Raw genomic sequence first — 24,672 nt, 5'->3', positions numbered from 1 at the left:
ATGAACGTCTTTTTTGAAGAATCCGGCGACTTCAAGGTCGGCACCGTGCTGTCGCAGGCGGGCGAGGCCTACCAGGTCGAAATGCCGAGCGGGAAGCGCACCAAGGTCAAGTCCCGCGACGTGCTGCTGCAGTTCGACAAGCCGTCCCCGGCCGAACTGCTGGAGCAGGCCAAGACGGTCGCCGGCGACGTCGACCTCGAATTCCTGTGGGAAGTCGCGGGCCAGGAGGAATTCGGTTTCGCCGAGCTGGGCGCCGAATACTTCGGCCATGCGCCGCTGCCTTTCGAGGCGGCCGGCCTGGTGCTGGCGCTGCACAACGCGCCCATCTATTTCTACAAGAAGGGCCGCGGACGCTACAAGGCCGCGCCCGAGCAATCGCTGCGCGCGGCCCTGGCCGGCATCGAAAAGAAGAAGCAGCAGGCGATCGTGCAGGCCTCCTATGTCGAGGAGCTGAAGGCGGGCCGCCTGCCGGCCGCGATGCAGCCGCTGGTGCAGCAGCTGCTCTTCAAGCCGGACAAGAACGGCATCGAATACAAGGCGCTCGAGACGGCCGCCAGCGAACTGCAGACCACGCAGCAGCGCCTGATGCTGGCCACCAGGGGCGTCGCCTCGGCCAAGGAGCTGCACATGTCGCGCTTCCTGTTCGAGCACTTCCCGCGCGGCGCCGGCTTCCCGCAAGTGAGCGTGCCGGCGGCACCAAGCGACCTGCCGCTGGCCAAAGTGGCGGCATTCTCGATCGACGACGTGACCACCACCGAGATCGACGACGCCCTCTCGGTCGAGCATCTCGACGACGGCATGGTGCGGGTCGGCATCCACATCGCCGCGCCGGGCCTGGGCATCCGCCCGGACGATGCGATCGACAAGATCGCGCGCGCGCGCATGTCGACCGTGTATATGCCGGGCGATAAGATCACCATGCTGCCGGACGAGGTGGTGGAAGCCTTCACCCTGGCCGAGGGCAAGGACTGCCCGGCGCTGTCGCTGTACGCGACCCTGGATCCGCAGACCTGGTCGGTGCTGTCGACCGAGACCCGCGCCGAGCGCGTGCCGATCAAGACCAACCTGCGCCTCAACGAACTCGATGCGCTGGTCACCGAGGACGTGCTGGAGAGCGGCGCCGGCGACTATCCGCACAAGGACGAACTGGGCCTGCTGTGGAAGTGGGCGCTGCAGCTCGAAGCGGGCCGCATGAAGAAGCGCGAAGCCTTCGGCTTGAAGCCGGAACAGGCCAACCGCGTCGACTTCAACTTCTACGTCGAGGACGACGTGGTGACGATCGTGCGCCGCAAGCGCGGTGCGCCGCTGGACAAGATCGTGGCCGAGCTGATGATCTTCGCGAACAGCACCTGGGGCAAGCTGCTGCACGACTCCGGCGTGCCGGGCATCTACCGTTCGCAGGGACCGGGCGCGGGCGGCTGGAACGCCAAGATCCAGGTGCGCATGGTGACCCACGCGGCCCCGCACCAGGGCCTGGGTGTCGACCAGTACGCCTGGAGCACCTCGCCGCTGCGCCGCTACACCGACCTGGTGAACCAGTGGCAGATCCTGGCCTGCGCCTCCCACGGCGTGACGGCGCCGCTGGTGGCCCCGTTCAAGCACCGCGACGCGACCCTGTTCTCGATCGTCTCGGCCTTCGATGCGGCCTACGCGGCCTACAACGAGTTCCAGCAGAACATGGAGCGCTACTGGTGCCTGCGCTGGCTGGGCCAGGAAAACGCGCGCCAGGTGGATGCCGTGGTGCTGAAGGACGAGGTGCTGCGCCTGGTCGACATCCCGCTGGTGATCCGCCTGCCGGGCATGCCGCAAGTGGCGCGCGGCGCCCAGGTCCGCATGGACATCGTACGCTGGGACGAAGTCGACCTGTCTCTGGAAGCCCGCCTGCTCGAGGTGGCCGAGCCGACGCCGGAAGCGGCCGCCGCGCTCGAGTTCGAGGAGGAGGAAGAGGCGGCTGCGTCGGATGCGGATGCCGGCCAGGCTGCGGCCGAGGAAGTGGCCGAGGCCGAGGGGTCGGTGACCGTGACCGATCCGGCGACGCAGACGGATGTGCCGGCGACCTGATGTTCGGCTGTTCATGAAAACCTGGGGGGAATAATGCCCCTGGCGTCATTTCCCCCAGGTCTCATATGAACAGTGATCACATTTGCACGCACCGTTGGCGATTGATTAACCCCGCTTGAAACCGCAACAATTCTTTGTTGCTCGCCAGATCGATTGTTTCCCCAAGGTCTAACAAAGTCCTTGTCCCGCACGGTAGAATGGGTAGTTACCGTCCCATCCCGCAGCACGTGAACAGCCTCCGACACAACCGCCCCCTGACGATTGCCATTGCCTTCTCGGTGCTGGCGCACGCATCCCTGTTGGCGATCCGCTTCGCCGCGCCGGATGCGTTCCGGCTGCAGCCGGCCGATCCGGGGCTGGAAGTCATCCTGGTCAACGCCCGGCACGAGCGCGCCCCGGTCAAGGCGGAGGCGCTGGCCCAGGCCAACCTCGACGGCGGCGGCCATGCCGATGCCGGACGCGCCCAGTCGCCGCTGCCCGACCTGCGCAAGATCGAGAACGGCGACAGCATCAAGGCCCTGCAGCGCCGCATCGCCGAACTGGAACAGCAGCAGAAGAACGTCCTGACCCAGGTGCATCGATCGGGCTTCACGGCCGCGCCGGTCGCCGAACAGGCCAAGCCCGACCCGTCGCGCAAGGGCGCCGATGCGATCGACACCACCAGTCCGATCGCGCGCATGACGGCCGAGATCACCCAGCGCATCTCGGACCAGAACAAGCGCCCGAAAAAGACCTTCATCAGCCCCAGCACGCGCGGAGTCGGCTACGCCATGTACTACAAGGCCATGCAGAAGCGGGTCGAAGAAGTCGGCACCCTCAGCTTCCCGCAGCAACGCGGCCAGAAACTGTATGGCGAGCTGGTGATGTACATTCCGGTATTCCAGGACGGCAGCATCTACGAAAAGGAAGGCGGGCCGCGCATCGAACGCAGTTCCGGCAACCGCGCGCTGGACCAGGCCGCACTGGGCATCGTGCGCCGCGCCGCGCCGTTCGGCAAATTCCCGGCGAATATGCGTTCTTCGGACAAGGACGACCTGTGGATCGTGATCACGACCTTCACGTTTACCCGCGAAGGCAGGCTGCAGGCGGAACTGCGCGAAGAAAAAGGTGCATAGGAGTCAGATGCGAATGAGCGACCAGTACTGCGTGATCGGCAATCCGATCGCCCACAGCAAATCCCCGGACATCCACGCCGCCTTCGCGCGCGAGACCGGCCAGGACATCGCGTACGAACGCTGCCTGGCGCCGCTGGACGGCTTCGCGGAAACCGTGCGCGGTCTGATCGCGCGCGGCTACCGCGGCGCCAACGTCACCGTGCCGTTCAAGCTGGAGGCCGCCGCCATCGCCACCCGCCTCGAAGAGCGCGCGCGCCTGGCCGGCGCCGTCAACACCCTGCGCTTCGAGGGCGGCGAGATCATCGGCGACAATACCGACGGCCCCGGCCTGGTGGCCGACATCGTCCGCAACGCCGGCGTGCCCCTGGCTGGCCGCCGCGTGCTGCTGCTGGGCGCGGGCGGCGCGGCGCGCGGCGTGGTGCTGCCGATCCTGCAGCACGGCCCGCGCGAGATCGTGATCGCCAACCGCACCCGCGCCACCGCCGACGCCCTGGTCGCGCACTTCGCCGATCGGCTTGCGCATCCGGGCCAGCTGTCTTCGTGCGGCTTCGAGGAGATCGACGCCGCCTTCGACGTGGTGATCAATGCGACTTCCGCCAGCCTGTCGTCGGCCATGCCGCCGGTGCCGGCGGCCGCGTTTTGCCACGACACGCTGGCATTGGATATGATGTACGGGAAAATGCCGAGTCCGTTCATGCAGTTCGCCGCCAGCCATGGCGCCGCGGTGCGCGACGGCCTGGGCATGCTGGTCGAGCAGGCCGCCGAAGCCTTCGCCATCTGGCGCGGCGTGCGTCCGCAGACCGCAACCATCCTGGAACAGATGCGATCACGACTATGATGAAAGCGCTCAAGGCGGGCATGGCGGCCGCCGGTGGCAAGACTGCAAGCACGGCCGGCTCCAGAAGCGGCAAAGGCCGCCGTCGCTGGGTAAAGTGGATCTTTCTTGGGCCTCTGCTGGCCGTGCTACTGCTTCAGCTATATTTCTTCGCGATGATCTGCTGGTGGACCCAGTTCAATCCGTCGTCGACGAGCATGATGCGCGAGCAGCTGTCGGCGCTGCGCGAAAAGAACCCGAACGCGAAGCTGGAACAGGTCTGGGTGCCCTACGAGCGCATCTCGAACAACCTGAAACGCGCCGTGATCGCCTCGGAAGACGCCAACTTCACCGAACATGACGGCGTCGACTGGGAAGCCCTGGAAAAAGCCTACGAGCGCAACAACAAGCGCCACAAGGTGGTCGGCGGCGGCTCCACCATCACGCAGCAATTAGCCAAGAATTTGTTCCTGTCCGGCTCGCGCAACTACCTGCGCAAGGGCCAGGAACTGGTCATCGCCTATATGCTGGAAACGGTGATGAGCAAGCAGCGCATCCTCGAAATCTACCTGAACGTGGTCGAATTCGGCCGCGGCGTGTTCGGCGCCGAAGCGGCCGCGCGCCACTACTACCGCAGCACGGCGGCCCGCCTCGACCCGGCCCAGGCCGCGCGCCTGGCGGTCATGCTGCCGAACCCGCGCTACTACGACGCCCACCGCCAGACCAACTACCTGGCGCGCCGCACCGGCGTCATCCAGCGCCGCATGAACGCCGCCGATCTCCCTTAATCTGGCTCAAACCGGGGTCAGACTCCGATTTTTGGAAATGTCTCGCAAGCTCTTGCCAAAATCGGGAGTCTGACCCCGGTTTGATGTAGGTTAAGCCGGCAAATTTGTTGCCTGCGGGGTGGCCGGGCTCAGGGCTTACGTATACACTTGCGCTGTTTCCGAATCCGGCCGAGAAAGCAGCGCATGATCAATGTATTTGTCCTACAAAATGGCCGACTGAACCAGGTAGCTGTCGCTTCGCGCGGCGATCTGGAGAAAGTGACGCCGGTCTGGGTCGACCTGACCGATCCGACCGACGAAGAGCGCGCCCTCGTCAAGGCGATGTACGACGTCATCCTGCCGGGCGAGGACGAAGTGTCCGACATCGAGGCCTCGGCCCGCTACTACGAGGCGGAAAACGGCGACCTGCACCTACGCACCGACTTCCTGCTCGAAGAGGAAGAGGGGCCGTCGCGCATCGTCACCGTGGCGTTCATCCTGGCGAAAAAGATCCTGTTCTCGGTCCACAACGACGACCTGCCGGTGTTCCGCCTGGTGCGCCTGCGCGCGCGCTCGCGTCCAGGCTCGATCGAGGATTACATGGACGTGCTGCTCGACCTGTACGCGACCGACGCCGAATACTCGGCGGACGCGCTGGAAGGCATCTACGAGAGCCTGGAAGCGGTCAGCCAGCGCGTGCTGCAGAAGGAATTCACCGACCAGGACGCGGCCGCCGCGCTGAATGCGATTGCGCACGAGGAAGACTTGAACGGCCGGATCCGCCGCAACATGATGGACACCCGGCGCGCGGTCAGCTTCCTGATGCGCGGGCGACTGCTCAATTCGGAACAGTTCGAGGAAGCGCGCCAGATCCTGCGCGACATCGAGTCGCTGGACGGCCACACCTCGTTCCTGTTCGACAAGATCAACTTCCTGATGGACGCCACCGTCGGCTTCATCAACATCAACCAGAACAAGATCATCAAGATCTTCTCGGTCGCCTCGGTGGCCTTCCTGCCGCCGACCCTGATCGCCAGCATCTACGGCATGAACTTCAAGTTCCTGCCGGAGCTGGAATGGTCGTTCGGCTATGGCTGGTCGCTGGGCCTGATGCTCGTCAGCGCGATCGCGCCCTTCCTGTACTTCCGCCACCGCGGGTGGCTGAAGTAAATAGAGGGCGGATCACAGGGTCGCGAACATCGCCACCACCGCCACCAGCATGATCGCCACGCCGAACCAGCCGATCACGGTATGGCGGGTGGTCAGCGTGTACTGGCCCATGATCTTGCGGTTATGCGCCAACATCATCATGACGGTCATGATCGGCACCGCGATCACGCCGTTGATCTGGGCCGACAGCATCAGGGCCTCGATCGGCGCGATCGGCGCGAAGTTCAGCAGCACGCCGCCCAGCGTCGCCAGGGCGATGATGCCGTAGAACTCGCGCGCTTCCACCACTTTCAGGTCCAGGCCGTTGCGCCAGCGGAAGCTCTCGGTGACGGCATAGGCGGCCGAACCGGCCAGCACCGGCACCGCCAGCATGCCGGTGCCGATGATGCCCAGCGCGAACAGCACGAAGGCGAACTCGCCGGCCACCGGGCGCAGCGCCTCGGCCGCCTGTTCAGAGGACTGGATGTCGGTGATGCCGTGCGCGCCCAGGGTCACCGCGGTGGTCAGGATGATGAAGAAGGCGACCAGGTTCGAGAAGCCCATGCCGATCAGCGTGTCGGCCTTGATGCGCTTGAGCTGGGCCTTGGCATCCTTCGGGCGGGTGCGCAGCGCGCGCGTGTTCTGGTCGTTGCGGATCTCTTCCACTTCCTGCGAGGCCTGCCAGAAGAACAGGTAGGGGCTGATCGTGGTGCCGAACACGGCGACGATCAGGGCCACCGACTCCTTGGTGAAGCTGAAGTGCGGCCACACGGTGCGCGCCAGCACCTCGGTCCAGGGCATGTTCACGGCGAAGGCGGTGGCGACGTAGGCGAGCAGGCCGAGCGTCAGCCATTTCAGGTAGCGCACGTAGGTGCTGTAGGGCAGGAAGACCTGCAGCGACAGGCACAGCAGGCCAAAACCGAGCGAATACAGGTGCGGCGAGCCGACCCCGGTCACCAGGCGCAGGGCGGCGCCCATGGCGGCGATGTCGGCGGCGATGTTGATCACGTTCGCCACCAGCAGCAGCAGCACCACGACGTACAGCAGCCAGGGCGAGTAGGCGCGGCGGATGTTGGCGGCCAGGCCGCGCCCGGTGACGCGGCCGATGCGCGCCGATACCAGCTGGATGCCGACCATGAAGGGATAGGTCAGGACCAGGGTCCACAGGGTATTGAAACCGAATTGCGCGCCGGCCTGGGAGTAGGTGGCGATGCCGGATGGGTCGTCGTCCGCCGCGCCGGTGATGAGGCCGGGGCCCAGGGACTTGAGGGTGGCGTTGTCGGTGAGACGGCGGTAGAGCTTCTTCATATCTGGCCTGCGCAAATGAAAACGGGCGCGGCCAACGATCAGGGGTCAGCGCGCCGGATGGGGTAAGTTTTTAGAGGGACTGTTCATGGTCGGCGCGGAGTGTATCACGGCGGAAACCCAAAATGAGTCTCCGCCCTGGAACATTAAGAAAAAATAAGCTTGGCTTAAGCGATGCTCTTGAACACGCGTCGCGCTGCCGCCACGGTCTCATCGATCACGGCATCGTCGTGGGCCGCGGAGACGAAACCGGCCTCGAACATCGCCGGCGCGAAGTACACGCCTTCGTCCAGCATGCCGTGGAAGAAGCGGTTGAAGCGCTCCTTGTCGCCGGCCATCATCTGGCCGTAGCTGGACGGGATGTGGTGCGAGAAGTACATGCCGAACATGCCGCCGACCGCATCGGCGCAGAACGCCACGCCGGCTTCCTTCGCCGCCGCGCTCAGGCCGTCGACCAGCCTGGTGGCCTGGGCCGAGAGATGTTCGTAGAAGCCCGGTTCCTGCACCAGCTTCAGGGTGGTCATGCCGGCGGCCACCGCCACCGGGTTGCCGGACAGGGTGCCGGCCTGGTAGACCGGGCCGATCGGCGCCATGTTGTGCATCAGGTCGGCGCGTCCGCCGAAGGCCGCCACCGGCATGCCGCCGCCGATCACCTTGCCCAGCGCGGTCAGGTCCGGGGTGATGCCGTACAGGGCCTGGGCGCCGCCGAGGCCGACGCGGAAGCCCGACATCACTTCGTCGAAGATCAGGATCGCGCCGTACTGCGTGCACAGCTCGCGCATGCGGCGCAGGAATTCCGGCGTGGCGCGGATCAGGTTCATGTTGCCGGCCACCGCTTCCACGATCACGCAGGCGATGGTGTCGCCCATCGATTCGAAGGCGTCTTCCAGCTGCGGGATGTTGTTGTAGTCGAGGACCAGGGTGTGCTTGACGAAATCTTCCGGCACGCCGGCCGAGGTCGGGTTGCCGAAGGTGAGCAGGCCGGAACCGGCTTTCACCAGCAGCGAGTCGGCGTGGCCGTGGTAGCAGCCTTCGAACTTGACGATCTTGTCGCGGCCGGTGGCGCCGCGCGCCAGGCGCAGCGCGCTCATGGTCGCTTCGGTGCCGGAGGAGACCAGGCGCACCTGCTCGATCGACGGCACCAGGCGGCACAGCTCTTCGGCGATCTCGATCTCACCGATGGTCGGGGCGCCGAACGACAGTCCGCGCGCGGCCGCGTCCTGCACCGCCTTCACCACCTTCGGGTGGGCGTGGCCGACGATGGCCGGGCCCCAGGAGCCGATGTAGTCGATGTAGCGCTTGCCGTCCGCGTCCCAGAAGTACGGGCCCTCGGCGCGGGTGATGAAGCGCGGGGTGCCGCCGACCGAGCGGAAGGCGCGCACCGGCGAGTTCACGCCGCCCGGGGTGGTCTGCTGGGCGCGCGCGAACAGGATGTCGTTTTGCGAGGTATGGTCAGTCATGGTTGTTCTTCTTGTACAGTTTGTTGGGAATGAGCCTGCCCATGCCGAAGCGGCAGGCGTGCTGCAGGGCGCCGAACGTGTAGTCCTGGGCATAGGTCAGGGCTTCGATCGGCTCCATGCCCTGCGCCAGGCGCGCCGCCAGCGCGCCCGACAGCGTGTTGCCGGCGCCGACGAAAGGTCCGGGCAGGTGCTGGGTCCAGGACAGGCTGACGGCCAGGCCGTCGGCGTCGTACAGGTTGTCGGCGCGGACGCCGTCGCCGCCGCCGATGCCGGTGACCAGTACCCGGGCGCAGCCGGAAGCGGTCAGCTCCGCGGCGTCTTCGGACACGGTGGCGATGCTGCCCGGGTCGCGCCAGCAGTCGGCGAAGCGCGCCAGCTCGGGCTGCGACATCATCAGCACGTGGGCCTGCGGCACCAGCAGCTGGTGGATCAGGGTCAGCAGGTCGTCGTCGCGCACGCCGAAGTCCGGCAGGCCAGAGGTGAACGGGTCGAGGATCAGCGGCACCTGGGCATAGTCGGAAACGATCTCCGCGATCGCCGCGACCTGTTCGAGGCTGGTCATGGTGCCGACCTTGATCGCCGCAATCGGCATGTCCTCGAGCAGCATGCGGGCCTGTTCGACCACGCTGCTGGACTCGACCGGATGGGTGTCCTCGACGCGCGCCGAATCGGCCACCAGCAGCCCGGTCACCACCGACAGGCCATGGCAGCCGTGCATGGCGAACACCGCCACGTCGGACTGGATGCCCATCGCGCCGACCGGATCGGCTGGTCCGAAGGTGAGGATGAGGGGAGACGGTTGGTTTTGCACAGGCGTTAGATTAAGATACTCCACCTCCCATTTTACTTGATGATGGGTGCGGCCAGAACCTACTGCGCATCGCGGCACGTCTTGCGATGCTCGCCGTGCCGTAAGTACGGCTGCGCTTCTCGAACGCGCCGGCTTCCGCTCGCTACGGTTCTGGACGCCCCCGATACCGCAACACTGAACTGAATTTAAAAGGATTTCGACGTGAGTAATGAAACGCAGGTGTACCAGACCTGGATGTGCTTGATTTGTGGTTGGGTCTACGATGAAGCCGCGGGCAGCCCGGAAGACGGAATCGCTCCTGGCACCCGCTGGGCCGACGTGCCGATGAACTGGACTTGCCCGGAATGCGGTGCGCGCAAGGACGATTTCGAAATGACCGCGATCTGAATTGTCGTTTTAGCCAGCGAAACAAGGGCATTTGCCGTCCCGGCGATGCCTTCTTGCCAAGCTTCTTGGTAATAGATTATCGTCCTGGTTTTCGCCTAGTTGACGTATAGCAACACTTCGCGCACAAGCCCAACGCCCTATGCTATCGTGCGTGTTCATGCTGAAGTGAAACTAATATGACGACGCTACCGACAGGCCTGAAGATCATGGTGATCGACGATAGCAGCACGATCCGCCGCTCCGCCGAAATCTTCCTGACCCAGGCCGGGCACCAGGTGGTGCTGGCGGAGGACGGCTTCGATGCCCTGGCCAAGATCAACGACCACCAGCCGGCGCTGGTGTTCTGCGACATCCTGATGCCGCGCCTGGACGGCTACCAGACCTGCGCCCTGATCAAGAAGAGCGCGAAATTCCATGCGACCCCGGTGGTGATGCTGTCCTCGAAGGACGGCCTGTTCGACCGCGCGCGCGGCGCGATGGTCGGCTCGATCGCCTACCTCACCAAACCGTTTTCCAAAGACAGCCTGCTGGCGGCCGTGCGTGACCACACGGCGCTGGCGGCATGAACCATCCGGAACCCATCGTGGCCATACAAAAGATCCTGATCGTCGACGATTCCCCGACCGAACGCTACTACCTGACCGATATCCTGGTCCGCAACGGCTTCACCGTGACCACCGCCGAGAACGGCGAGGAGGCGCTGGCCAGGATCCGCGCCGACCGTCCCGAGCTGATCCTGATGGACGTCGTGATGCCGGGCGCGAACGGCTTCCAGATCACGCGCTCGATCACGCGCGACCCCGAGCTGTCCTCGGTGCCGATCATCATCTGCAGCAGCAAGAACCAGGAAACCGACCGGATCTGGGGCATGCGCCAGGGCGCGAAGGATTATTTCGTCAAGCCGGTCGATCCGACCGCGCTGCTGGCCAGGATCGCCACGCTCGGCGCCTGACATGGCCACCCTCGATCCCGCCGGCCGCCGCAACCGCCTGCGGCAATACCAGGAAGAGCTGCTCGAGCGCATGCAGGCCGCGCGCACCGGCAGCGGCCAGCGCACGCACCAGCTGGGCGTCGAGATCGGCGGCGAACGCTACCTGCTCGACCTGATCGAGGCCGGCGAAATCGTTGCGGTGCCGCCGCTCACCAGCGTGCCGCTGACCCAGCCCTGGTACCTGGGGCTGGCGAACATCCGCGGCAGCCTGGTTGGCGTGGTCGACCTGGCGCGCTTTTTCGGTACACAGCCCAATGCGCAGCGCGGCCATGAAGGCGCGCCAAGCGGCCCGGCGGCGCGGCTGGTGACGTTCGCGCCGGCCCTCGGCCTGCCGTGCGGCTTCCTGGCCGCGCGCGTGCACGGCCTGCGCCAGGCGGCCGACATGACCCAGCAGGAGGGCCGCCTGGTCGACGCCGACGGCCATGCCTGGACCCCGCTGGCGCTGGCGGCGCTGGCCCAGGACGAACGCTTCCTGCAAGTCGGCCTGCAGGCCGCCTGACACACATAACGACAACAGGTTCAGAACCGGAGCTGGAATGGGATTCGCATCTAAACTCTCGATGAATTTTCTCCCCAAGGACAAGGACGACGGCGTCACCGTGCTGGCCTCGCCCGACACCCAGTTCGGCATCGGCATGATGCCCGATGCGGGCGGCGCGGCCGCGGTGTCGGCGGAACCCGCGCCGACGTCCGGGGCGCCGGCCGGCTCTGCCAACGACGCCGCGCTGCGGCTGGGGAACCTGGCCGGCCGCAAGCAGCGCGCCGCCGCTGCCGCCGCTTCCGCGGCAATCGCCGACGAAGACCTGCGCCTGCCCCTGATCGGCCACCTGTCGCTGCCGCGCCAGCTGCGCATCCTGCTGGTGGCGTTCGCGGTCGGCATCCTCGTCACCATCTTCTCGCTGTGGCGCAACGCCGGCAGCGGCGCGGTGGCATCCAGCCAGACCCAGATCGCCAGCGACGCCCTGATGCACTCGCAGCGCGTCGGCAAGGCGGCGCCGAACGCGATGCAGGGCAATCCCGACGCCTTCTCGCAGCTGCAGGACAGCCGCCTGGCCCTGAGCCGCGACCTCGACCTGCTGGCCAAGGGCGGCACCTTCAACGGCTACGAGATCCCGTCCGCCTCCAGCGACACCGCGCGCCGGCTGGGCAAGGTCAGCGCCCGGTGGAAGGTCTCGGACGCCGCCGCGGCCAGCATCCTGAAGATGAAGCCCGAGCTGGTCGGCTTCGACAAGAGCCTGAAGCAGCTCGACATCCTGTCGCCGGAGATGCTGGCGCGGATCGACGAGATCCTGGCCGAGCGCACGGCGCACGGCGGCAGCGCGCGCGAACTGGCGGCGCTCGGCCGCCTGATGATGCTGACCCAGCGCCTGTCGCGCGGCGCCAGCGAATTCCTGACCTCGGGCGGCATCAGCCCGGAAACCGCATTCCAGATGGGGCGCGACACCACCGCCTTCCGCGTCACCGTCGACGGCCTGCTGAACGGGAACGCGATGCTGGGCCTGGTCCCGATGCGCGAGGACTACCTGCGCGAAAAGCTGCAGGAAGTCCAGTCCAAGTTCGACATTTGCCAGAAGATCGTGGCGTCGTTCCTGAACAACCTGTCCGACATGACCGCCGCCAAGGCCGCCGAGCAGGTCATCTTCCGCGACAACGAAGAGCTGCGCGCGCAGTTGTCCGCGCTGCAGGGCGACTTCCGCGCCGGCGAAGGCAGCACGGGTCCGTGGTTCTGGCTGATGGTGGCGGCCTCGATCTTCACCCTGGCCATGGCCGGCAGCATCTCGCGCGTGATGCTGCAGGACTCGCGCAACCGCACCCGCGGCGCCGATGCGCGCCGCCAGGAAGCGGAAGCGATGCGCCTGCTGGCCCAGGCCAAGGAAGAGGAAGCGAAAGCCACCAACGACCAGAACCAGGCGGCGATCCTGCGCCTGATGAACGAACTGCAGGAAGTGGCGGACGGCGACCTGACCGTCTACGCCACCGTGTCCGAGGACATCACCGGCGCGATCGCCGACTCGGTCAACTACACGGTCGAGGAACTGCGCGGCCTGGTGGTGCGCGTGATCGACACCGCCGGCAAGGTGACGCAGGCGTCGAACCAGGCGCAGAAGATCTCGAGCGACCTGCTGGGTGCGGCCGGGCAGCAGGCCCGCGAGATCCAGGACACCTCGTCCATCATGCTGCGCATGGCCGGCGAGATCACCGGCGTGTCGCAGTCGGCGAACGAATCGGCCGAGGTGGCGCGCCAGTCGGTGGCGGCGGCGGAGCAGGGCGCGACTGCGGTGCAGAACGCGATCAAGGGCATGGGCGAGATCCGCGAGCAGATCCAGGAAACTTCGAAGCGCATCAAGCGCCTGGGCGAATCCTCGCAGGAGATCGGCGAGATCACCGAGCTGATCTCCGACATTACCGAACAGACCAACGTGCTGGCGCTGAACGCGGCGATCCAGGCCGCTTCCGCCGGCGAGGCGGGACGCGGCTTCTCGGTCGTGGCCGAGGAAGTGCAGCGCCTGGCGGAACGCTCGGGCGAAGCGGCCAAGCAGATCGGCGCGCTGGTGCGCACCATCCAGACCGATACCCATGACGCCGTCGCGGCAATGGAGAAGTCGACCCAGGGCGTGGTCGAGGGCGCGCGCCTGTCGGACGCCGCCGGCGCCGCGCTGGCCGACATCTCGCGCGTGTCGAACCGCCTGGCCGAGCTGATCCAGGGTATTTCGACCGCGACCGGCTTGCAGGCGACGTCCGCGAACGGGGTGGCGCACAATATGCAGCACATCCTGGCGATCACCGGTCAGGCGCAGGAAGGTACGCAGCAGACCGCGCAGTCGATCCGCGAACTGGCCATGCTCGCGCAGGAGCTGAAAAACTCGGTGTCGCGTTTCCGCGTCTCCGCCGCATAAGATCACTTCATGAACCATTCCTCGTCCTTGCCCTCGGTCCTGCCGACGTCCTCGGCCCCGTTCGACACCGGTCCCCTGTCCTGGGTGATCGGCGAGATCCGCGACGCCCTCGAGCGTTCGGCCAAGGCCTTGCAGGACGCGGCGGGACGCAGCCTGGAGGCCCAGCCGACCCTGCTGTTGCACGCCAAGACCCACCTGCACCAGGCCCATGGCGCGCTGCAGATGGTCGACGTCGAGGGCGTGGACCGCCTCACCGGCGCCGCCGAGAAAGCGCTCGACCGCTTCAAGGACGGCTCGCTGGCGGTCAGCAGCGAGAACGCGGCGGTGGTGGCCGAGGCCTACCAGGCGCTGGTCGAATACCTGGAAGAGCTGCTGGGCGGCCAGAGCCGGCAGCAGCCGGTGCGCCTGTTCCCTTACTACCGCGCGCTGCAGGAATTGCTGGGCGCGGAACGCGTGCATCCGGGCGAGATGCTGGCGCTGGATCCAACCGCGGCCCCGCCGCTGCCGCCCGCCGACGACGAGGCGCCCGACCTGGCGGCCTGCCGCGCGCGCTTCGAGAAGGCGCTGCTGCCGTTCCTGAAGAGCGGCAGCCTGGAGGCCGCCGGCGAACTGCGCGAGGCCCTGGCGCCGATCGCGCGCGCCCAGCGCGACGCTCGTTCCCACGCTTTCTGGCTGGCGATGCAGACCGTCGCCGACCTGGCCGCGCAGGACCTGCTGGCCGGCGACATCTATCTCAAGCAGCTGCTTGGCCAGATCAACCTGCAGCTGCGGCGCCTGGTCCAGGGCCACACCAGCCTGCCCGACACGATGCTGCGCGACGCCCTGTTCTTCGTCGCCCAGGCCGGCCAGGCGAACCCCGGGGCGCTGCCCGCCGATGCGCGTTTGCTGCGCGACGCCTACGGTCTCGAAGGCCAGGTGCCGCGCGACTACCTGGAGCGCCGTTACGGCCGCATCGACCGCGAAGCGCTGAAGGACGCGAAGGAAGCGCTGGCCAGGACCAAGGAAGGCTGGGACCGCATCGCCAGCCAGGGAGCGCCGGAACAGGAAGCCGGCTTCGATGCCTCGCTGGCCAGGCTGGCCGGCGCCAGCGAAAAGCTGGGTGCGCCCCAGCTGGCGCGGCTGCTGCGCGAACTGGGCGAGGCCGCGCGCCATGCCGTGGCCGCCGGACGCAGCGACCGGTTCAGCATGGAGATGGCGGCGGCGATGCTGTTCGTCGAGCATGGACTCGACCAGGTGCGCCAGCTGCCCGAGGATTTCGGCCAGCAAGCCGAAGCCGTGGGCCAGCGCCTGCTGGCACTGGCCCGCGGCGAGACCCCGCCCGAGGCCCCGCTCTGGCAGGGCGAGCTGGCGCGCGAGCTGCAGCAGGGCCAGACCGTGGCCGTGCTGGCGGGCGAGATCCGCACCGGCCTGCGCCAGGTCGAGAAGCTGATCGAGGAATACCACGAGAACCCGGCGCATGCCGAAGCGGGCAAGGCTGCGCTGGAACAGGCCGATCCGCTGCTGCACCAGCTGCAGGGCGCGCTCGCCATCCTCGACCAGGACCAGGCCACGCGCGCCTGCGCGTACGTGCGCGAACGCGTGCGCGAACTGGCTGCCGGCGCAGTGGACGACAGTGCCCGCGCCCCGGCGCTGGAAAACCTGGCCCGGAACATCGGCGCGCTCGGCTTCTTCATCGACGCGCTGGCGCAGAACCCCGAGACCGCGCGCCGGCGCTTCCGCTTCGACGCCGGCGCGCGCCTGTTCCGCGAGCTGCCGTTCGATGCGCCGCTGGAGCAGGACACGCCGCCGGTGGCGGACGCGCCGCAGCCCCAGGCCGAGGCGCCTGCCGCCGCGCCGGCAGCCGGCGACGAGTCGGCGATCGAAGCCGAGCTGCTGGAAATCTTCATTGCCGAAGCCCAGGAAGTGCTGGCGGTGGTGGCCGACACGCTGCCGGCCGCGCACGCCAATCCGGACAGCCAGGAAACCCTGACCCGCCTGCGCCGTTCCTTCCACACGCTGAAAGGCAGCGGCCGCATGGTCGGCCTGGAACAGTTCGCGCACGCCGCCGCCGCCATCGAAAAGGCGATGAACCAGTGGCTGGCCGAGGCGCGCGCCGCCACGCCCGAGCTGCTGGCGCTGCTGGACCGCGCGCATGCCGACCTGTCGGCCTGGGTGGCCGAGCTGGCCGCGGGCCGCAGCCCGGCGCGCACCGGCGACGCGCTGGCCGCCGCCGCGGCGCGGGTGCAGGAGGGCGGGGCGTTCACGATCGAGGGCGACGAACCGGCCGCCGCCGCGCCCGCCGTCGAAGCCGAACCGGAAGCCGCGCCGCAAGCTGAACCTGTGGCGCCGCCGGAACCCGTCGATGCCGGAACGGCAGCCGATGCCGATGCCGATACGGCCGCCCCGGGCGCTGCCGATGCGCCCGCCGAGGCAGCGCTGCCGCCCAACGTGGTCGCCTTCCCGCTGGCCGAAGAGAACATCAAGCGCATCGGCGGGCTCGAGATCCCGCTGCCGCTGTATAACATCTACCTGGGCGAGACCGAGGAACTGGTGGCCGCGCTGGCGCGTGACTTCGCCGGGTGGCGCGAGGAACCGCTGCGCGCGGTGACGGCGCAAGCCCTGAAGGCCGCGCATACGCTGGGCGGCACCTCGGCCACGGTCGGCTTCCATGCGCTGCGCGAGATCGCCTTCGCGCTGGAGGAAGCGCTGCAGGTAGCGATTCCGCCGCTGAGCGAGGACCAGCAGCAGCTGCTCGACGAGACCGTGGAGCGCGTGCGCATCATGCGCCAGGTGTTCTCGCTGGGCGAGCTGGCCCCGGAGCAGCCGGAACTGCTGGCGCGCCTGCACGCGCTGCGCGACGAACTGGGCCGCAAGAAGGCCGACAGCGTGTTCGACGGCGCCGACGAAGAGCTGGCGCAGCGCCTGGACGCGCTGTTCGCCGCCACCTACGACAGCATCCTGGCCGACCCGCCGCTGCCGGCCGCTTCGCTGCCGCCGGGGCTGGAGTCCGGACAGGCAGGCGAGCTGCCCGCGCCCGGCCTGCGGATGGCCGGGCCGCAGCCGGTCGACCCGGCCGTGGCCGCCGTCGACGACCTGTTCGACACCTATTTCGACGACCCGTTCGCGGCGCCGAGCCTGGAGCAGGCCGCGGCGCCGGAAGCGGCGCCTGAGCCGGCGCCGGCGCTGGAAGCCGAACCCAGACCCGTCATCGCCGAGGAATCGGCCGCCGCGGAACGCGAGGAATTCCCCGACGCCGGTCTCGAGGCCGAGATTGCGCCGGAACCGGTGCTGGCCGCCGAGCCGGTCTTCACCGACGAGCTGGACCCGGACCTGCTGCCGGTCTTCATGGAAGAAGCGGCCGACCTGCTGCCGCAGATTGGCAAGGACTTGCGCCAATGGCAGCAGGACCCGGCCGCGAACGCCGTCGCGCACGGGCTGCTGCGCGCCCTGCATACGGTGAAGGGCAGCGCCCGCATGGCCGGCGCGATGCGCCTGGGCCAGCACACGCATGCGCTGGAAACCCAGATCGAGAACATGCTGCACGCCGGCACCACCAGCCCGGCGGCCTTCGACGAACTGCTGGCCAACTATGACCAGGCGCTGCTGCTGTTCGAGCAGCTGCAGCAGCCGGACGGCCGGACCGCAACCGCGCCGGCCGCGGCAGCGCCAGCGCCGGCCGAGGCGCCGCGGCAGGACCGGCGCCAGCAGGACATGCGCGCGCCGCTGGTGCGGGTACGCGCCGACATCCTCGACCGCCTGGTCAACCAGGCCGGCGAAGTGTCGATCACGCGCTCGAAGCTGGAAAACCAGGTCGGCTCGCTGAAGTCGGCGCTGGCCGACTTTTCCGACAACCTGGGGCGCCTGCGCCGCCAGCTGCGCGAGGTCGAGATGCAGGCCGAGTCGCAGATCGCATCCAGCCTGTCGATCGCCGGCGAGCGCGAGTTCGACCCGCTCGAATTCGACCGCTTCACGCGCCTGCAGGAACTGACCCGCATGATGGCCGAGAGCGTGAACGACGTCGGGTCCTTCCACGAAGGCCTGAGCCGCACGGTGGAAGCCGCCGTCGACGAGCTGGGCGCGCAGTCGCGCCTGACGCGCGAGCTGCAGCGCGACCTGATGCGGGTGCGGATGGTGCCTTTTGCGAGTTTGTCCGAGCGCCTGTTCCGGGTCGCGCGCCAGACCGCGAAGGAGACCGACAAGCGGGTCAACCTGGATATCCGCGGCGGCGCGGTCGAGATCGACCGCAGCGTGCTGGAACGCATGGCGGCGCCGTTCGAACACCTGCTGCGCAACGCCATCGTGCACGGCATCGAAACGCGCGCACGCCGCCTCGACGCCGGCAAGGCGGAGACCGGCGAGCTGCTGGTGCAGGTCGGCCAGCAGGGCAACGAAGTGCAGATCCGCTTCGCCGACGACGGCGCCGGCCTGGACCTGGCGCGCATCCGCGCCAAGGGCGAGTCGGCCGGCCTGCTGGATGCCGCCGAACAGGCCTCCGACCACGACGTCGCGGAGCTGATCTTCGAACCGGGCTTCTCGACCGCGGATGCGCTGACCGAACTGGCCGGCCGCGGAGTCGGCATGGACGTGGTGCGCTCCGAGGCGCGCGCGCTGGGCGGGCGCGTCGAGGTGGCCAGCGAGCCGGGCAAGGGCGCCGCCTTCACCATCCACCTGCCGCTGACCCTGGCCGTGAACCAGGTGGTGCTGGTGGCCAGCGGTCCCAAAACCTATGCGCTGCCGGCCAACCTGGTCGGGCTGGTGGCGCAGGTGCGCGAGGCCGAGCTGGCCGGCGCGCACGCGGCCGGCGCCATCCAGCTGCAGGGCGAGACCGTGCCGCTGCGCTACCTGCCCGAACTGCTCAACGAGCCGGGCGGCGCCTCGGTCCAGCGTTCCGCGCCGGTGCTGGTGCTGGGCAGCGGCGCCGGCCGGCTGGCGCTGCAGGTCGACGAGGTGCTGGGCAACCGCGAGGTCGTGGTCAAGAACGTCGGCCCCCAGCTGGCGCGCATGCCGGGCATCGCCGGCGCCACCGTGCTGGGCTCGGGCGAGATCGTGCTGATCCTGAACCCGCTGCTGCTGCCCGACCATGGCCAGGCGTTTGCGCACGCGCAGCCGGAGACGCCGGCCCAGCCGGCGCACCGCGCCACCGTCATGGTGGTCGACGATTCGCTGACCGTGCGCCGCGTGACCCAGCGCCTGCTGGAGCGCGAAGGCTACCGCGTGCTGCTGGCCAAGGACGGCGTCGAGGCGCTCGAGCAGATCCAGGCGCCGGAAACGCGTCCGGACCTGATGCTGGTCGATATCGAGATGCCGCGCATGGACGGCTTCGACCTGACCCGCAACGTGCGCGGCAACGAGGCCACCCGCGGCATCCCGATCATCATGATCACCTCGCGCACGGCGGACAAGCACCGCAACTATGCGCTCGGCCTGGGCGTGGACGCCTACTTCGGCAAGCCGTTCCAGGAAGACGTGCTGCTGGCGGCGATCGAAGGGCTGCTGGCCTAGCCCGGGTCGCTCTTCAGCACGCCGAAGCGCGCCAGCGTGCGCTCGCGCGCCTGCTCGTGGTCGACGATGGGGAGCGGGTAGTCGCGCCCCAGCACCAGCCCGGCGCGCTCCAGCACGGCCGGTTTCGCCAGCCAGGGCGCATGGATCGCCGCGCCTTCGAGCCCGGCCAGCGCCGGCAGCCAGCGGCGGATGAAGGCGCCGTCCGGATCGAATCGTTTCGACTGCGTGACCGGATTGAAGATGCGGAACCAGGGCTGGGCGTCGCAGCCGGTCGAGGCCGCCCACTGCCAGCCGCCGTTGTTGGACGACAGCTCGTAGTCGTTCAGCCGCTGCGCGAAATAACGCTCGCCGCGCAGCCATGAGATGCCCAGGTCCTTGGTCAGGAAGCTGGCCGTCACCATGCGCAGGCGGTTGTGCATGAAGCCGGTGCGGTTCAGTTGCGCCATCGCCGCGTCCACCAGCGGATAGCCGGTCCGGCCCTCGCACCAGGCCGCGAACGCCTGGTCCGCACTGGCGCCTTCTTCCCAGCACACCCTGTCGAACGCCGCCTTGAAGGCGTGCGTCGCCACGCGCGGGTGGCGCTGCAGGATCATCATGTAGAACTCGCGCCAGATCAGTTCCGACAGCCAGGTGCGGGCGCCGTCGCCGCTGCGCCCGACCAGCAGGCGCACCAGGCTGCGGATCGACAGCGTGCCGAAGCGCAGATGCACCGACAGCCGCGAGGTGCTGTCGAGGGCCGGAAAGTCGCGTTCCGCATGGTAGCCGTCGATGCGCTCCAGGAAGGCTTCCAGCATCTGCCGGGCGCCCGTCATGCCGGCCGGGACGATGGGATCCGGATGCGGAACGAAGCCGAGCGCTTCCAGCGTCGGCAGGGCATGCTCCTCAGCTGCGGGCGCCAGCGCGCCGGCCCAGGGCGCGGTCTCGAACGCTTCCAGGGCTTCCGGGTGCGCGGCGAGGCGTTTCAGCCACGCGTTCTTGTAGGGCGTGAACACGGAGAAGGGCCCGCCGGCCTGGGTCAGCACCTCGTCCCGTTCGAAGATCACCTGGTCCTTGAAGGTCTGCAGGCTGCGGCCGGCCTCGCGCAGGCGCTGCTGGACCTCGCGGTCGCGCGCGATGGCGCCGGGTTCATAGTCGTGGTTGGCGAACACCGATTCCGCCTCCAGTTCGGCCGCCAGGCGCACGATCTCGTCTGCGGCGCGCCCATGGCGCACGATCAGGTAAGCTCCCCATGCACGCAGACGGGCGTCGAGTTCCACCAGGCTGGCATGGATGAACTGGACGCGGCGGTCGTCGCGCGGCAGGCCGGCCAGGATGTCGGTGTCGAACACGAACACACAGGCGACCCGGCCGGACGAGCGCAGCGCATGGTGCAATGCAGCGTGGTCGTCGATCCGCAAATCGCGCCGGAACCAGACCAAGGAATTTCTTAACGTCATCTTTTGTGTGCGGAGTCAATGTAACCAAGAATTTTACTGTCTACCATTCTTCGACCAGGCCTCCCGACAGCGTGCCTTCATGGCCGCGTAAGGAAAACGGTGTAAACTAGCGAAAAGCCCAAGCTTATCGTTTGGTCCACCGGCGGTCAGAGAGAGTGAGCCAACAGAGAGTATGAGTATGAAGAAAAGTAAGGTCGGCAAGCCTCTAACCATGCCCGGGATGCCCCACGAGACGCCCGCGAGCCTGATGCAGCCAAGCCCGGTCCAGTCCCAGCTGAACCTGGCCAACCATTTCCTGATCGCCATGCCGTCGATGAATGATCCCATCTTCGGCGGTACGGTCGTGTATATCTGCGAACACAACGACAAGGGTGTCCTCGGCGTCGTCATCAACAAGCCGACCGACATGACCATGGACGTGCTGTTCGACCGCATCGACCTGAAGGTGACCGACAGCCTGCGTCCCAGCGTGGTCGACGAACCCATCATGTTCGGCGGCCCGGTGCAGGACGACCGCGGCTTCGTGCTGCATTCCCCGGGCGGCCGTTACTCGTCCTCGCTCAGCGTCACCGACGATGTCGCCTTCACCACCTCGATCGACGTGCTGGAAGCCGTCGCCAACGGCACCGGCCCGCAGCGCATGCTGGTCTCGATCGGCTATGCCGGCTGGAGCCCTGGCCAGCTGGAAGAGGAAATCGCCCGCAACGGCTGGCTCACCGTGGGCGCCGACGCCCGTGTGCTGTTCGACCTGCCGATCGAGGAGCGCTATAACGCCGCCATCAAGCTGCTGGGGATCGATCCGCTGATGCTAGCCACCGAAGCCGGCCATGCCTGAAAGGCCTTTTTGAATAGGTAATGGTAGAGATCATTTTCGGATTCGATTTCGGCGTGAAGCGCATCGGCATCGCGATGGGCAACACGCTGACCGGGCAGGCACAGCCGCTTTCCGTCATCAAGGCCATCGACAACGCGACCCGCTTCAAGGTCATCGGTGAGCTCATCGAACAATGGCGCCCGGCGCGCCTGGTGGTCGGCGAGCCGCGCCACCCGGACGGCGCCGAGCACGAGATGACCCTGCGCGCGCGCCGCTTCGCCAACCAGTTGACCGGCCGCTTCAACCTCCCCGTCGAGCTGGTCGACGAGCGCTACTCGTCCGCCGTGATCCCCGCCAGGCGCGGCGAGGTCATCGACGCCAAGGCCGCCGCCATCATTTTGCAACAATACTTTGACGACCATGCCAACTCCTAATGACCACGCGGTTTACGACGCCGAGGCCTTGTACCGCACCCTGCTCGAGCAGGTCCGCACCGGGCTTGCCGGCGTGCCCGATGCCGCCATCGTCGGCATCCACTCGGGCGGCGCCTGGCTGGCCGAGCGGCTCGCCGCCGACCTCGGCCTGCAAGGCCGCCTGGGCTTCATCGACGTTTCCTTCTACCGCGACGACTACGCGAAGAAGGGCCTGCACCCGGACGTGAAGCCGACCCGCATCGACTTCAACGCCGACGGCGCCACCATCCTGCTGGTCGACGACGTGCTGTACACGGGCCGCACGGTGCGCGCGGCGATCAACGTGCTGTTCGACTACGGCCGCCCTGAGCGCATCATGCTGGCGGCGCTGCTAGAGCGCGACGGCCGCGAACTGCCGGTCGCCGCCGATTTTGCCGGCGCCCATGCCGACCTCCAGCCGGGACAATCGCTTTCCCTGAGCCGCGACGACGCTGGCCAACTCTCGCTCACGATCGAAGACGACAATGCATAACCCGCAACTCAACAAGAATGGCGAGCTGCAGCACCTTCTCACCATCGAAGGCCTGCCCAAGTCCATCATCAACCACATCCTCGACACCGCCTCGAGCTTCGTGAGCATCTCGGACCGCGAAGTGAAGAAGGTGCCGCTCATGCGCGGCAAGAGCGTGTTCAACCTGTTCTTCGAGAACTCGACGCGCACCCGCACCACCTTCGAGATCGCCTCGAAGCGCCTGTCGGCCGACGTGATCAACCTGAACATCGCGGCGTCCTCGACCTCGAAGGGCGAGTCCCTGCTCGACACGATCGACAACCTGGCGGCCATGCACGCCGACATGTTCGTGGTGCGCCATTCGCAGTCGGGCGCGCCCTACCTGATCGCCAAGCACCTGAACGACACGAAGCAGAACCACGTGCACGTGGTGAACGCCGGCGACGGGCGCCATGCGCACCCGACCCAGGGCCTGCTCGACATGTACACCATCCGTCACTATAAAAAGGACTTCACCAACCTTCGGGTGGCGATCGTCGGCGACATCCTGCACAGCCGCGTGGCGCGTTCGGACATCCACGCGCTGACCACGCTGGGCGTGCCCGAAGTGCGCGCGATCGGCCCGCACACCCTGCTGCCGGGCGGCCTGGAACAGATGGGCGTGCGCGTGTTCACCAGCATGGACGAGGGCCTGAAGGACGTCGACGTGATCATCATGCTGCGCCTGCAGAACGAACGCATGTCGGGCGCGCTGCTGCCCTCGGCCGGCGAGTACTTCAAGAGCTACGGCCTGACGCCGGAACGGCTGGCGCTGGCCAGGCCGGACGCGATCGTGATGCACCCGGGCCCGATCAACCGCGGCGTCGAGATCGATTCAAAGGTGGCGGACGGCGCGCAGGCGGTGATCCTGCCGCAGGTTACCTTCGGCATCGCCACGCGGATGGCGGTGATGAGCATTCTGGCAGGGACGCACGCATGATGAATTTGCATATCAAGAACGGCCGGGTGATCGACCCGGCAAACGGCATCGACGCCGTGCAGGACCTGTACATCGCCGACGGCAAGATCGCCGCCGTGGGCAGCGCGCCGGCCGGCTTCAGCGCCGGGCGCACCATCGACGCTGCCGGCCTGGTGGTGGCGCCGGGCCTGGTCGACCTCTCGGCGCGCCTGCGCGAGCCGGGCTACGAATACAAGGCCACGCTGGAATCGGAGATGCAGGCGGCGGTGCAGGGCGGCGTGACGACCCTGGTGTGCCCGCCGGATACCGACCCGGTGCTCGACGAGCCGGGCCTGGTCGAGATGCTCAAGCACCGCGCCCGCATCCTGAACCAGGCCAATGTGCATCCGCTCGGCGCGCTCACCGTCGGCCTGAAGGGCCAGGCCCTGACCGAAATGGCCGAGCTGACCGAGGCCGGCTGCATCGGCTTCGCCCAGGCCGAAGCGCCGATCACGGACACCACCGTGCTGCTGCGCGCCCTGCAGTATGCGAAGACCTTCGGCTACACCGTCTGGCTGCGGCCGCAGGACCCCTACATCGGTTTCGGCGGCGTCGCCCATGCCGGTCCGCTGGCTTCGCGCCTGGGCCTGTCGGGCGTGCCGGTGATGTCCGAGACCATCGCCCTGCACACCATCTTCGAGCTGATGCGCGCGTCGGGCGCGCGCGTGCACCTGTGCCGCATTTCCTCGGCCGCCGCGCTGGAGCTGATCCGTTCAGCGAAGCAGGAAGGCCTGCCGGTCACCTGCGACGTCGGCGTGCATCACCTGCACATGACCGATGCCGACATCGGCTTCTTCGACCCGAACGCGCGCCTGACGCCGCCGCTGCGCAGCCAGCGCGACCGCGAAGCGATCCGCGCCGCGCTGCTCGACGGCACCATCGACGCCGTGTGTTCGGACCACACCCCGGTCGACGACGACGAAAAGCTGCTGCCTTTCGCCGAAGCCTCGCCCGGCGCCACCGGCCTGGAGCTGCTGCTGTCGCTGATGCTGAAGTGGGCCGAAGACCAGCGCGGCAGCGATGCGCTGGCGCAGGCGATCCGCAAGATCACGGCCGATCCGGCGCGCATGGCGGGCCTGCCGGCGGGCACCCTGTCGGTCGGCGCGAATGCCGACGTGGTCGTGTTCGATCCGCAGGCGCGCTGGCAGGTCGTCCCGGCCGCGCTGGCCAGCCAGGGCAAGCACACGCCGTTCCTCGGCTACGAGCTGTCCGGACAGGTGAAGGCGACCATCGTCGCCGGCCACCTGGCCTGGGAGCGTTGAG

Annotated in this window: 20 protein-coding genes; 16 read left to right on the top strand and 4 right to left on the bottom strand. The window is 67.7% G+C overall.

The annotated features are described in order from the left end of the window. The 5 genes from AC3A6M_RS02720 to corA all read left to right on the top strand — a co-directional run bounded on the left by AC3A6M_RS02720 (position 1) and on the right by corA (position 5,927). Positions 1–2,061 (top strand): ribonuclease catalytic domain-containing protein, encoded by a 2,061-nt coding sequence (locus tag AC3A6M_RS02720; protein WP_487851190.1) that lies wholly within the window; start codon positions 1–3, stop codon positions 2,059–2,061. A 227-nt stretch (positions 2,062–2,288) separates the two neighbouring features. Next, positions 2,289–3,176 (top strand): TonB C-terminal domain-containing protein, encoded by an 888-nt coding sequence (locus tag AC3A6M_RS02715; RefSeq protein ID WP_487851189.1) that lies wholly within the window; start codon positions 2,289–2,291, stop codon positions 3,174–3,176. Between the two features lie 13 nt (positions 3,177–3,189). Then, positions 3,190–4,014 (top strand): shikimate dehydrogenase, encoded by an 825-nt coding sequence (aroE, locus tag AC3A6M_RS02710; protein ID WP_487851188.1) that lies wholly within the window; start codon positions 3,190–3,192, stop codon positions 4,012–4,014. A gap of 20 nt (positions 4,015–4,034) precedes the next feature. Beyond that, on the top strand, positions 4,035–4,778 hold the full coding sequence (gene mtgA, locus AC3A6M_RS02705) for a monofunctional biosynthetic peptidoglycan transglycosylase (protein WP_487851226.1): 744 nt from the start codon (positions 4,035–4,037) through the stop codon (positions 4,776–4,778). A 183-nt stretch (positions 4,779–4,961) separates the two neighbouring features. Next, a complete protein-coding gene (corA, locus tag AC3A6M_RS02700) occupies positions 4,962–5,927 on the top strand; it encodes a magnesium/cobalt transporter CorA (protein ID WP_487851187.1) in 966 nt (321 codons plus the stop codon). A gap of 12 nt (positions 5,928–5,939) precedes the next feature. Here the strand turns inward: corA and AC3A6M_RS02695 are convergent, their stop codons facing one another. The 3 genes from AC3A6M_RS02695 to thiD all read right to left on the bottom strand — a co-directional run bounded on the left by AC3A6M_RS02695 (position 5,940) and on the right by thiD (position 9,482). After that, positions 5,940–7,214 carry an NRAMP family divalent metal transporter gene (locus tag AC3A6M_RS02695; protein ID WP_487851186.1) on the bottom strand — a complete coding sequence of 425 codons (1,275 nt, stop codon included), beginning with the start codon at positions 7,212–7,214 and terminating at the stop codon, positions 5,940–5,942. Positions 7,215–7,378: 164 nt separating this feature from the next. Further along, a complete protein-coding gene (gene hemL / locus AC3A6M_RS02690; protein WP_487851185.1) occupies positions 7,379–8,671 on the bottom strand; it encodes a glutamate-1-semialdehyde 2,1-aminomutase in 1,293 nt (430 codons plus the stop codon). Further along, positions 8,664–9,482 (bottom strand): bifunctional hydroxymethylpyrimidine kinase/phosphomethylpyrimidine kinase, encoded by an 819-nt coding sequence (gene thiD / locus AC3A6M_RS02685; protein ID WP_487851184.1) that lies wholly within the window; start codon positions 9,480–9,482, stop codon positions 8,664–8,666. The genes hemL and thiD overlap by 8 nt, the downstream gene beginning before the upstream one ends. Before the next feature lie 234 nt (positions 9,483–9,716). Here thiD and AC3A6M_RS02680 point away from each other — a divergent pair, with 234 nt between their 5' ends. The 6 genes from AC3A6M_RS02680 to AC3A6M_RS02655 all read left to right on the top strand — a co-directional run bounded on the left by AC3A6M_RS02680 (position 9,717) and on the right by AC3A6M_RS02655 (position 19,238). Further along, positions 9,717–9,869 (top strand): rubredoxin, encoded by a 153-nt coding sequence (locus AC3A6M_RS02680; protein ID WP_477369748.1) that lies wholly within the window; start codon positions 9,717–9,719, stop codon positions 9,867–9,869. 176 nt (positions 9,870–10,045) lie between these two features. Continuing rightward, positions 10,046–10,435, top strand: coding sequence for a response regulator (locus tag AC3A6M_RS02675; protein WP_487851183.1), 390 nt, complete (start codon positions 10,046–10,048; stop codon positions 10,433–10,435). A gap of 17 nt (positions 10,436–10,452) precedes the next feature. Beyond that, positions 10,453–10,821 carry a response regulator gene (locus AC3A6M_RS02670; protein ID WP_487851182.1) on the top strand — a complete coding sequence of 123 codons (369 nt, stop codon included), beginning with the start codon at positions 10,453–10,455 and terminating at the stop codon, positions 10,819–10,821. 1 nt (position 10,822) lies between these two features. Beyond that, the gene (locus AC3A6M_RS02665; protein ID WP_487851181.1) at positions 10,823–11,359 is read left to right on the top strand and encodes a chemotaxis protein CheW; all 537 of its coding nucleotides are present in this window, start codon (positions 10,823–10,825) and stop codon (positions 11,357–11,359) included. Positions 11,360–11,396: 37 nt separating this feature from the next. Then, the gene (locus AC3A6M_RS02660; protein ID WP_487851180.1) at positions 11,397–13,757 is read left to right on the top strand and encodes a methyl-accepting chemotaxis protein; all 2,361 of its coding nucleotides are present in this window, start codon (positions 11,397–11,399) and stop codon (positions 13,755–13,757) included. Positions 13,758–13,766: 9 nt separating this feature from the next. Then, complete coding sequence (locus tag AC3A6M_RS02655; RefSeq protein ID WP_487851179.1) at positions 13,767–19,238, top strand: Hpt domain-containing protein; 5,472 nt, start codon at positions 13,767–13,769, stop codon at positions 19,236–19,238. Here AC3A6M_RS02655 and AC3A6M_RS02650 read toward each other — a convergent pair. Beyond that, on the bottom strand, positions 19,235–20,674 hold the full coding sequence (locus tag AC3A6M_RS02650; protein ID WP_487851178.1) for a cryptochrome/photolyase family protein: 1,440 nt from the start codon (positions 20,672–20,674) through the stop codon (positions 19,235–19,237). The two genes, AC3A6M_RS02655 and AC3A6M_RS02650, sit on opposite strands and share 4 nt — an antisense overlap. A gap of 178 nt (positions 20,675–20,852) precedes the next feature. Between AC3A6M_RS02650 and AC3A6M_RS02645 the strand changes: the two genes are divergently transcribed. Genes AC3A6M_RS02645 through AC3A6M_RS02625 form a run of 5 tightly spaced genes read left to right on the top strand, consistent with a single transcriptional unit; the run spans position 20,853 to position 24,671 of the window. Further along, positions 20,853–21,509: a YqgE/AlgH family protein gene (locus tag AC3A6M_RS02645; RefSeq protein ID WP_487851177.1), complete on the top strand. Its 657-nt coding sequence runs from the start codon at positions 20,853–20,855 to the stop codon at positions 21,507–21,509. Positions 21,510–21,529: 20 nt separating this feature from the next. Beyond that, a complete protein-coding gene (gene ruvX / locus AC3A6M_RS02640) occupies positions 21,530–21,922 on the top strand; it encodes a Holliday junction resolvase RuvX (protein WP_487851176.1) in 393 nt (130 codons plus the stop codon). After that, a complete protein-coding gene (pyrR, locus tag AC3A6M_RS02635; RefSeq protein ID WP_487851175.1) occupies positions 21,909–22,433 on the top strand; it encodes a bifunctional pyr operon transcriptional regulator/uracil phosphoribosyltransferase PyrR in 525 nt (174 codons plus the stop codon). Before ruvX ends, pyrR begins: the two co-directional genes overlap by 14 nt. Beyond that, positions 22,426–23,391 (top strand): aspartate carbamoyltransferase catalytic subunit, encoded by a 966-nt coding sequence (locus tag AC3A6M_RS02630; protein ID WP_487851174.1) that lies wholly within the window; start codon positions 22,426–22,428, stop codon positions 23,389–23,391. The genes pyrR and AC3A6M_RS02630 overlap by 8 nt, the downstream gene beginning before the upstream one ends. Further along, on the top strand, positions 23,391–24,671 hold the full coding sequence (locus AC3A6M_RS02625; RefSeq protein WP_487851225.1) for a dihydroorotase: 1,281 nt from the start codon (positions 23,391–23,393) through the stop codon (positions 24,669–24,671). Before AC3A6M_RS02630 ends, AC3A6M_RS02625 begins: the two co-directional genes overlap by 1 nt. The last annotated feature ends 1 nt before the right edge of the window (position 24,672 follow it).

It is taken from the genome of Telluria sp. Soil_C_11 (assembly GCF_057657395.1).
Note: the sequence above shows the minus strand (reverse complement) of the source record. Positions and strands in the feature narration are given on the sequence as shown.

Bases quoted from the DNA above. Each gene is read 5' to 3' on its own strand.
- AC3A6M_RS02720 (WP_487851190.1), top strand. From the start codon at position 1: ATGAACGTCTTTTTTGAAGAATCCGGCGACTTCAAGGTCGGCACCGTG.
- aroE (WP_487851188.1), top strand. From the start codon at position 3,190: ATGAGCGACCAGTACTGCGTGATCGGCAATCCGATCGCCCACAGCAAA.
- mtgA (WP_487851226.1), top strand. From the start codon at position 4,035: ATGGCGGCCGCCGGTGGCAAGACTGCAAGCACGGCCGGCTCCAGAAGC.
- corA (WP_487851187.1), top strand. From the start codon at position 4,962: ATGATCAATGTATTTGTCCTACAAAATGGCCGACTGAACCAGGTAGCT.
- AC3A6M_RS02695 (WP_487851186.1), bottom strand. From the start codon at position 7,214: ATGAAGAAGCTCTACCGCCGTCTCACCGACAACGCCACCCTCAAGTCC.
- hemL (WP_487851185.1), bottom strand. From the start codon at position 8,671: ATGACTGACCATACCTCGCAAAACGACATCCTGTTCGCGCGCGCCCAG.
- AC3A6M_RS02680 (WP_477369748.1), top strand. From the start codon at position 9,717: ATGTGCTTGATTTGTGGTTGGGTCTACGATGAAGCCGCGGGCAGCCCG.
- AC3A6M_RS02675 (WP_487851183.1), top strand. From the start codon at position 10,046: ATGACGACGCTACCGACAGGCCTGAAGATCATGGTGATCGACGATAGC.
- AC3A6M_RS02665 (WP_487851181.1), top strand. From the start codon at position 10,823: ATGGCCACCCTCGATCCCGCCGGCCGCCGCAACCGCCTGCGGCAATAC.
- AC3A6M_RS02660 (WP_487851180.1), top strand. From the start codon at position 11,397: ATGGGATTCGCATCTAAACTCTCGATGAATTTTCTCCCCAAGGACAAG.
- AC3A6M_RS02655 (WP_487851179.1), top strand. From the start codon at position 13,767: ATGAACCATTCCTCGTCCTTGCCCTCGGTCCTGCCGACGTCCTCGGCC.
- AC3A6M_RS02650 (WP_487851178.1), bottom strand. From the start codon at position 20,674: ATGACGTTAAGAAATTCCTTGGTCTGGTTCCGGCGCGATTTGCGGATC.
- AC3A6M_RS02645 (WP_487851177.1), top strand. From the start codon at position 20,853: ATGAAGAAAAGTAAGGTCGGCAAGCCTCTAACCATGCCCGGGATGCCC.
- ruvX (WP_487851176.1), top strand. From the start codon at position 21,530: ATGGTAGAGATCATTTTCGGATTCGATTTCGGCGTGAAGCGCATCGGC.
- pyrR (WP_487851175.1), top strand. From the start codon at position 21,909: ATGCCAACTCCTAATGACCACGCGGTTTACGACGCCGAGGCCTTGTAC.
- AC3A6M_RS02630 (WP_487851174.1), top strand. From the start codon at position 22,426: ATGCATAACCCGCAACTCAACAAGAATGGCGAGCTGCAGCACCTTCTC.
- AC3A6M_RS02625 (WP_487851225.1), top strand. From the start codon at position 23,391: ATGAATTTGCATATCAAGAACGGCCGGGTGATCGACCCGGCAAACGGC.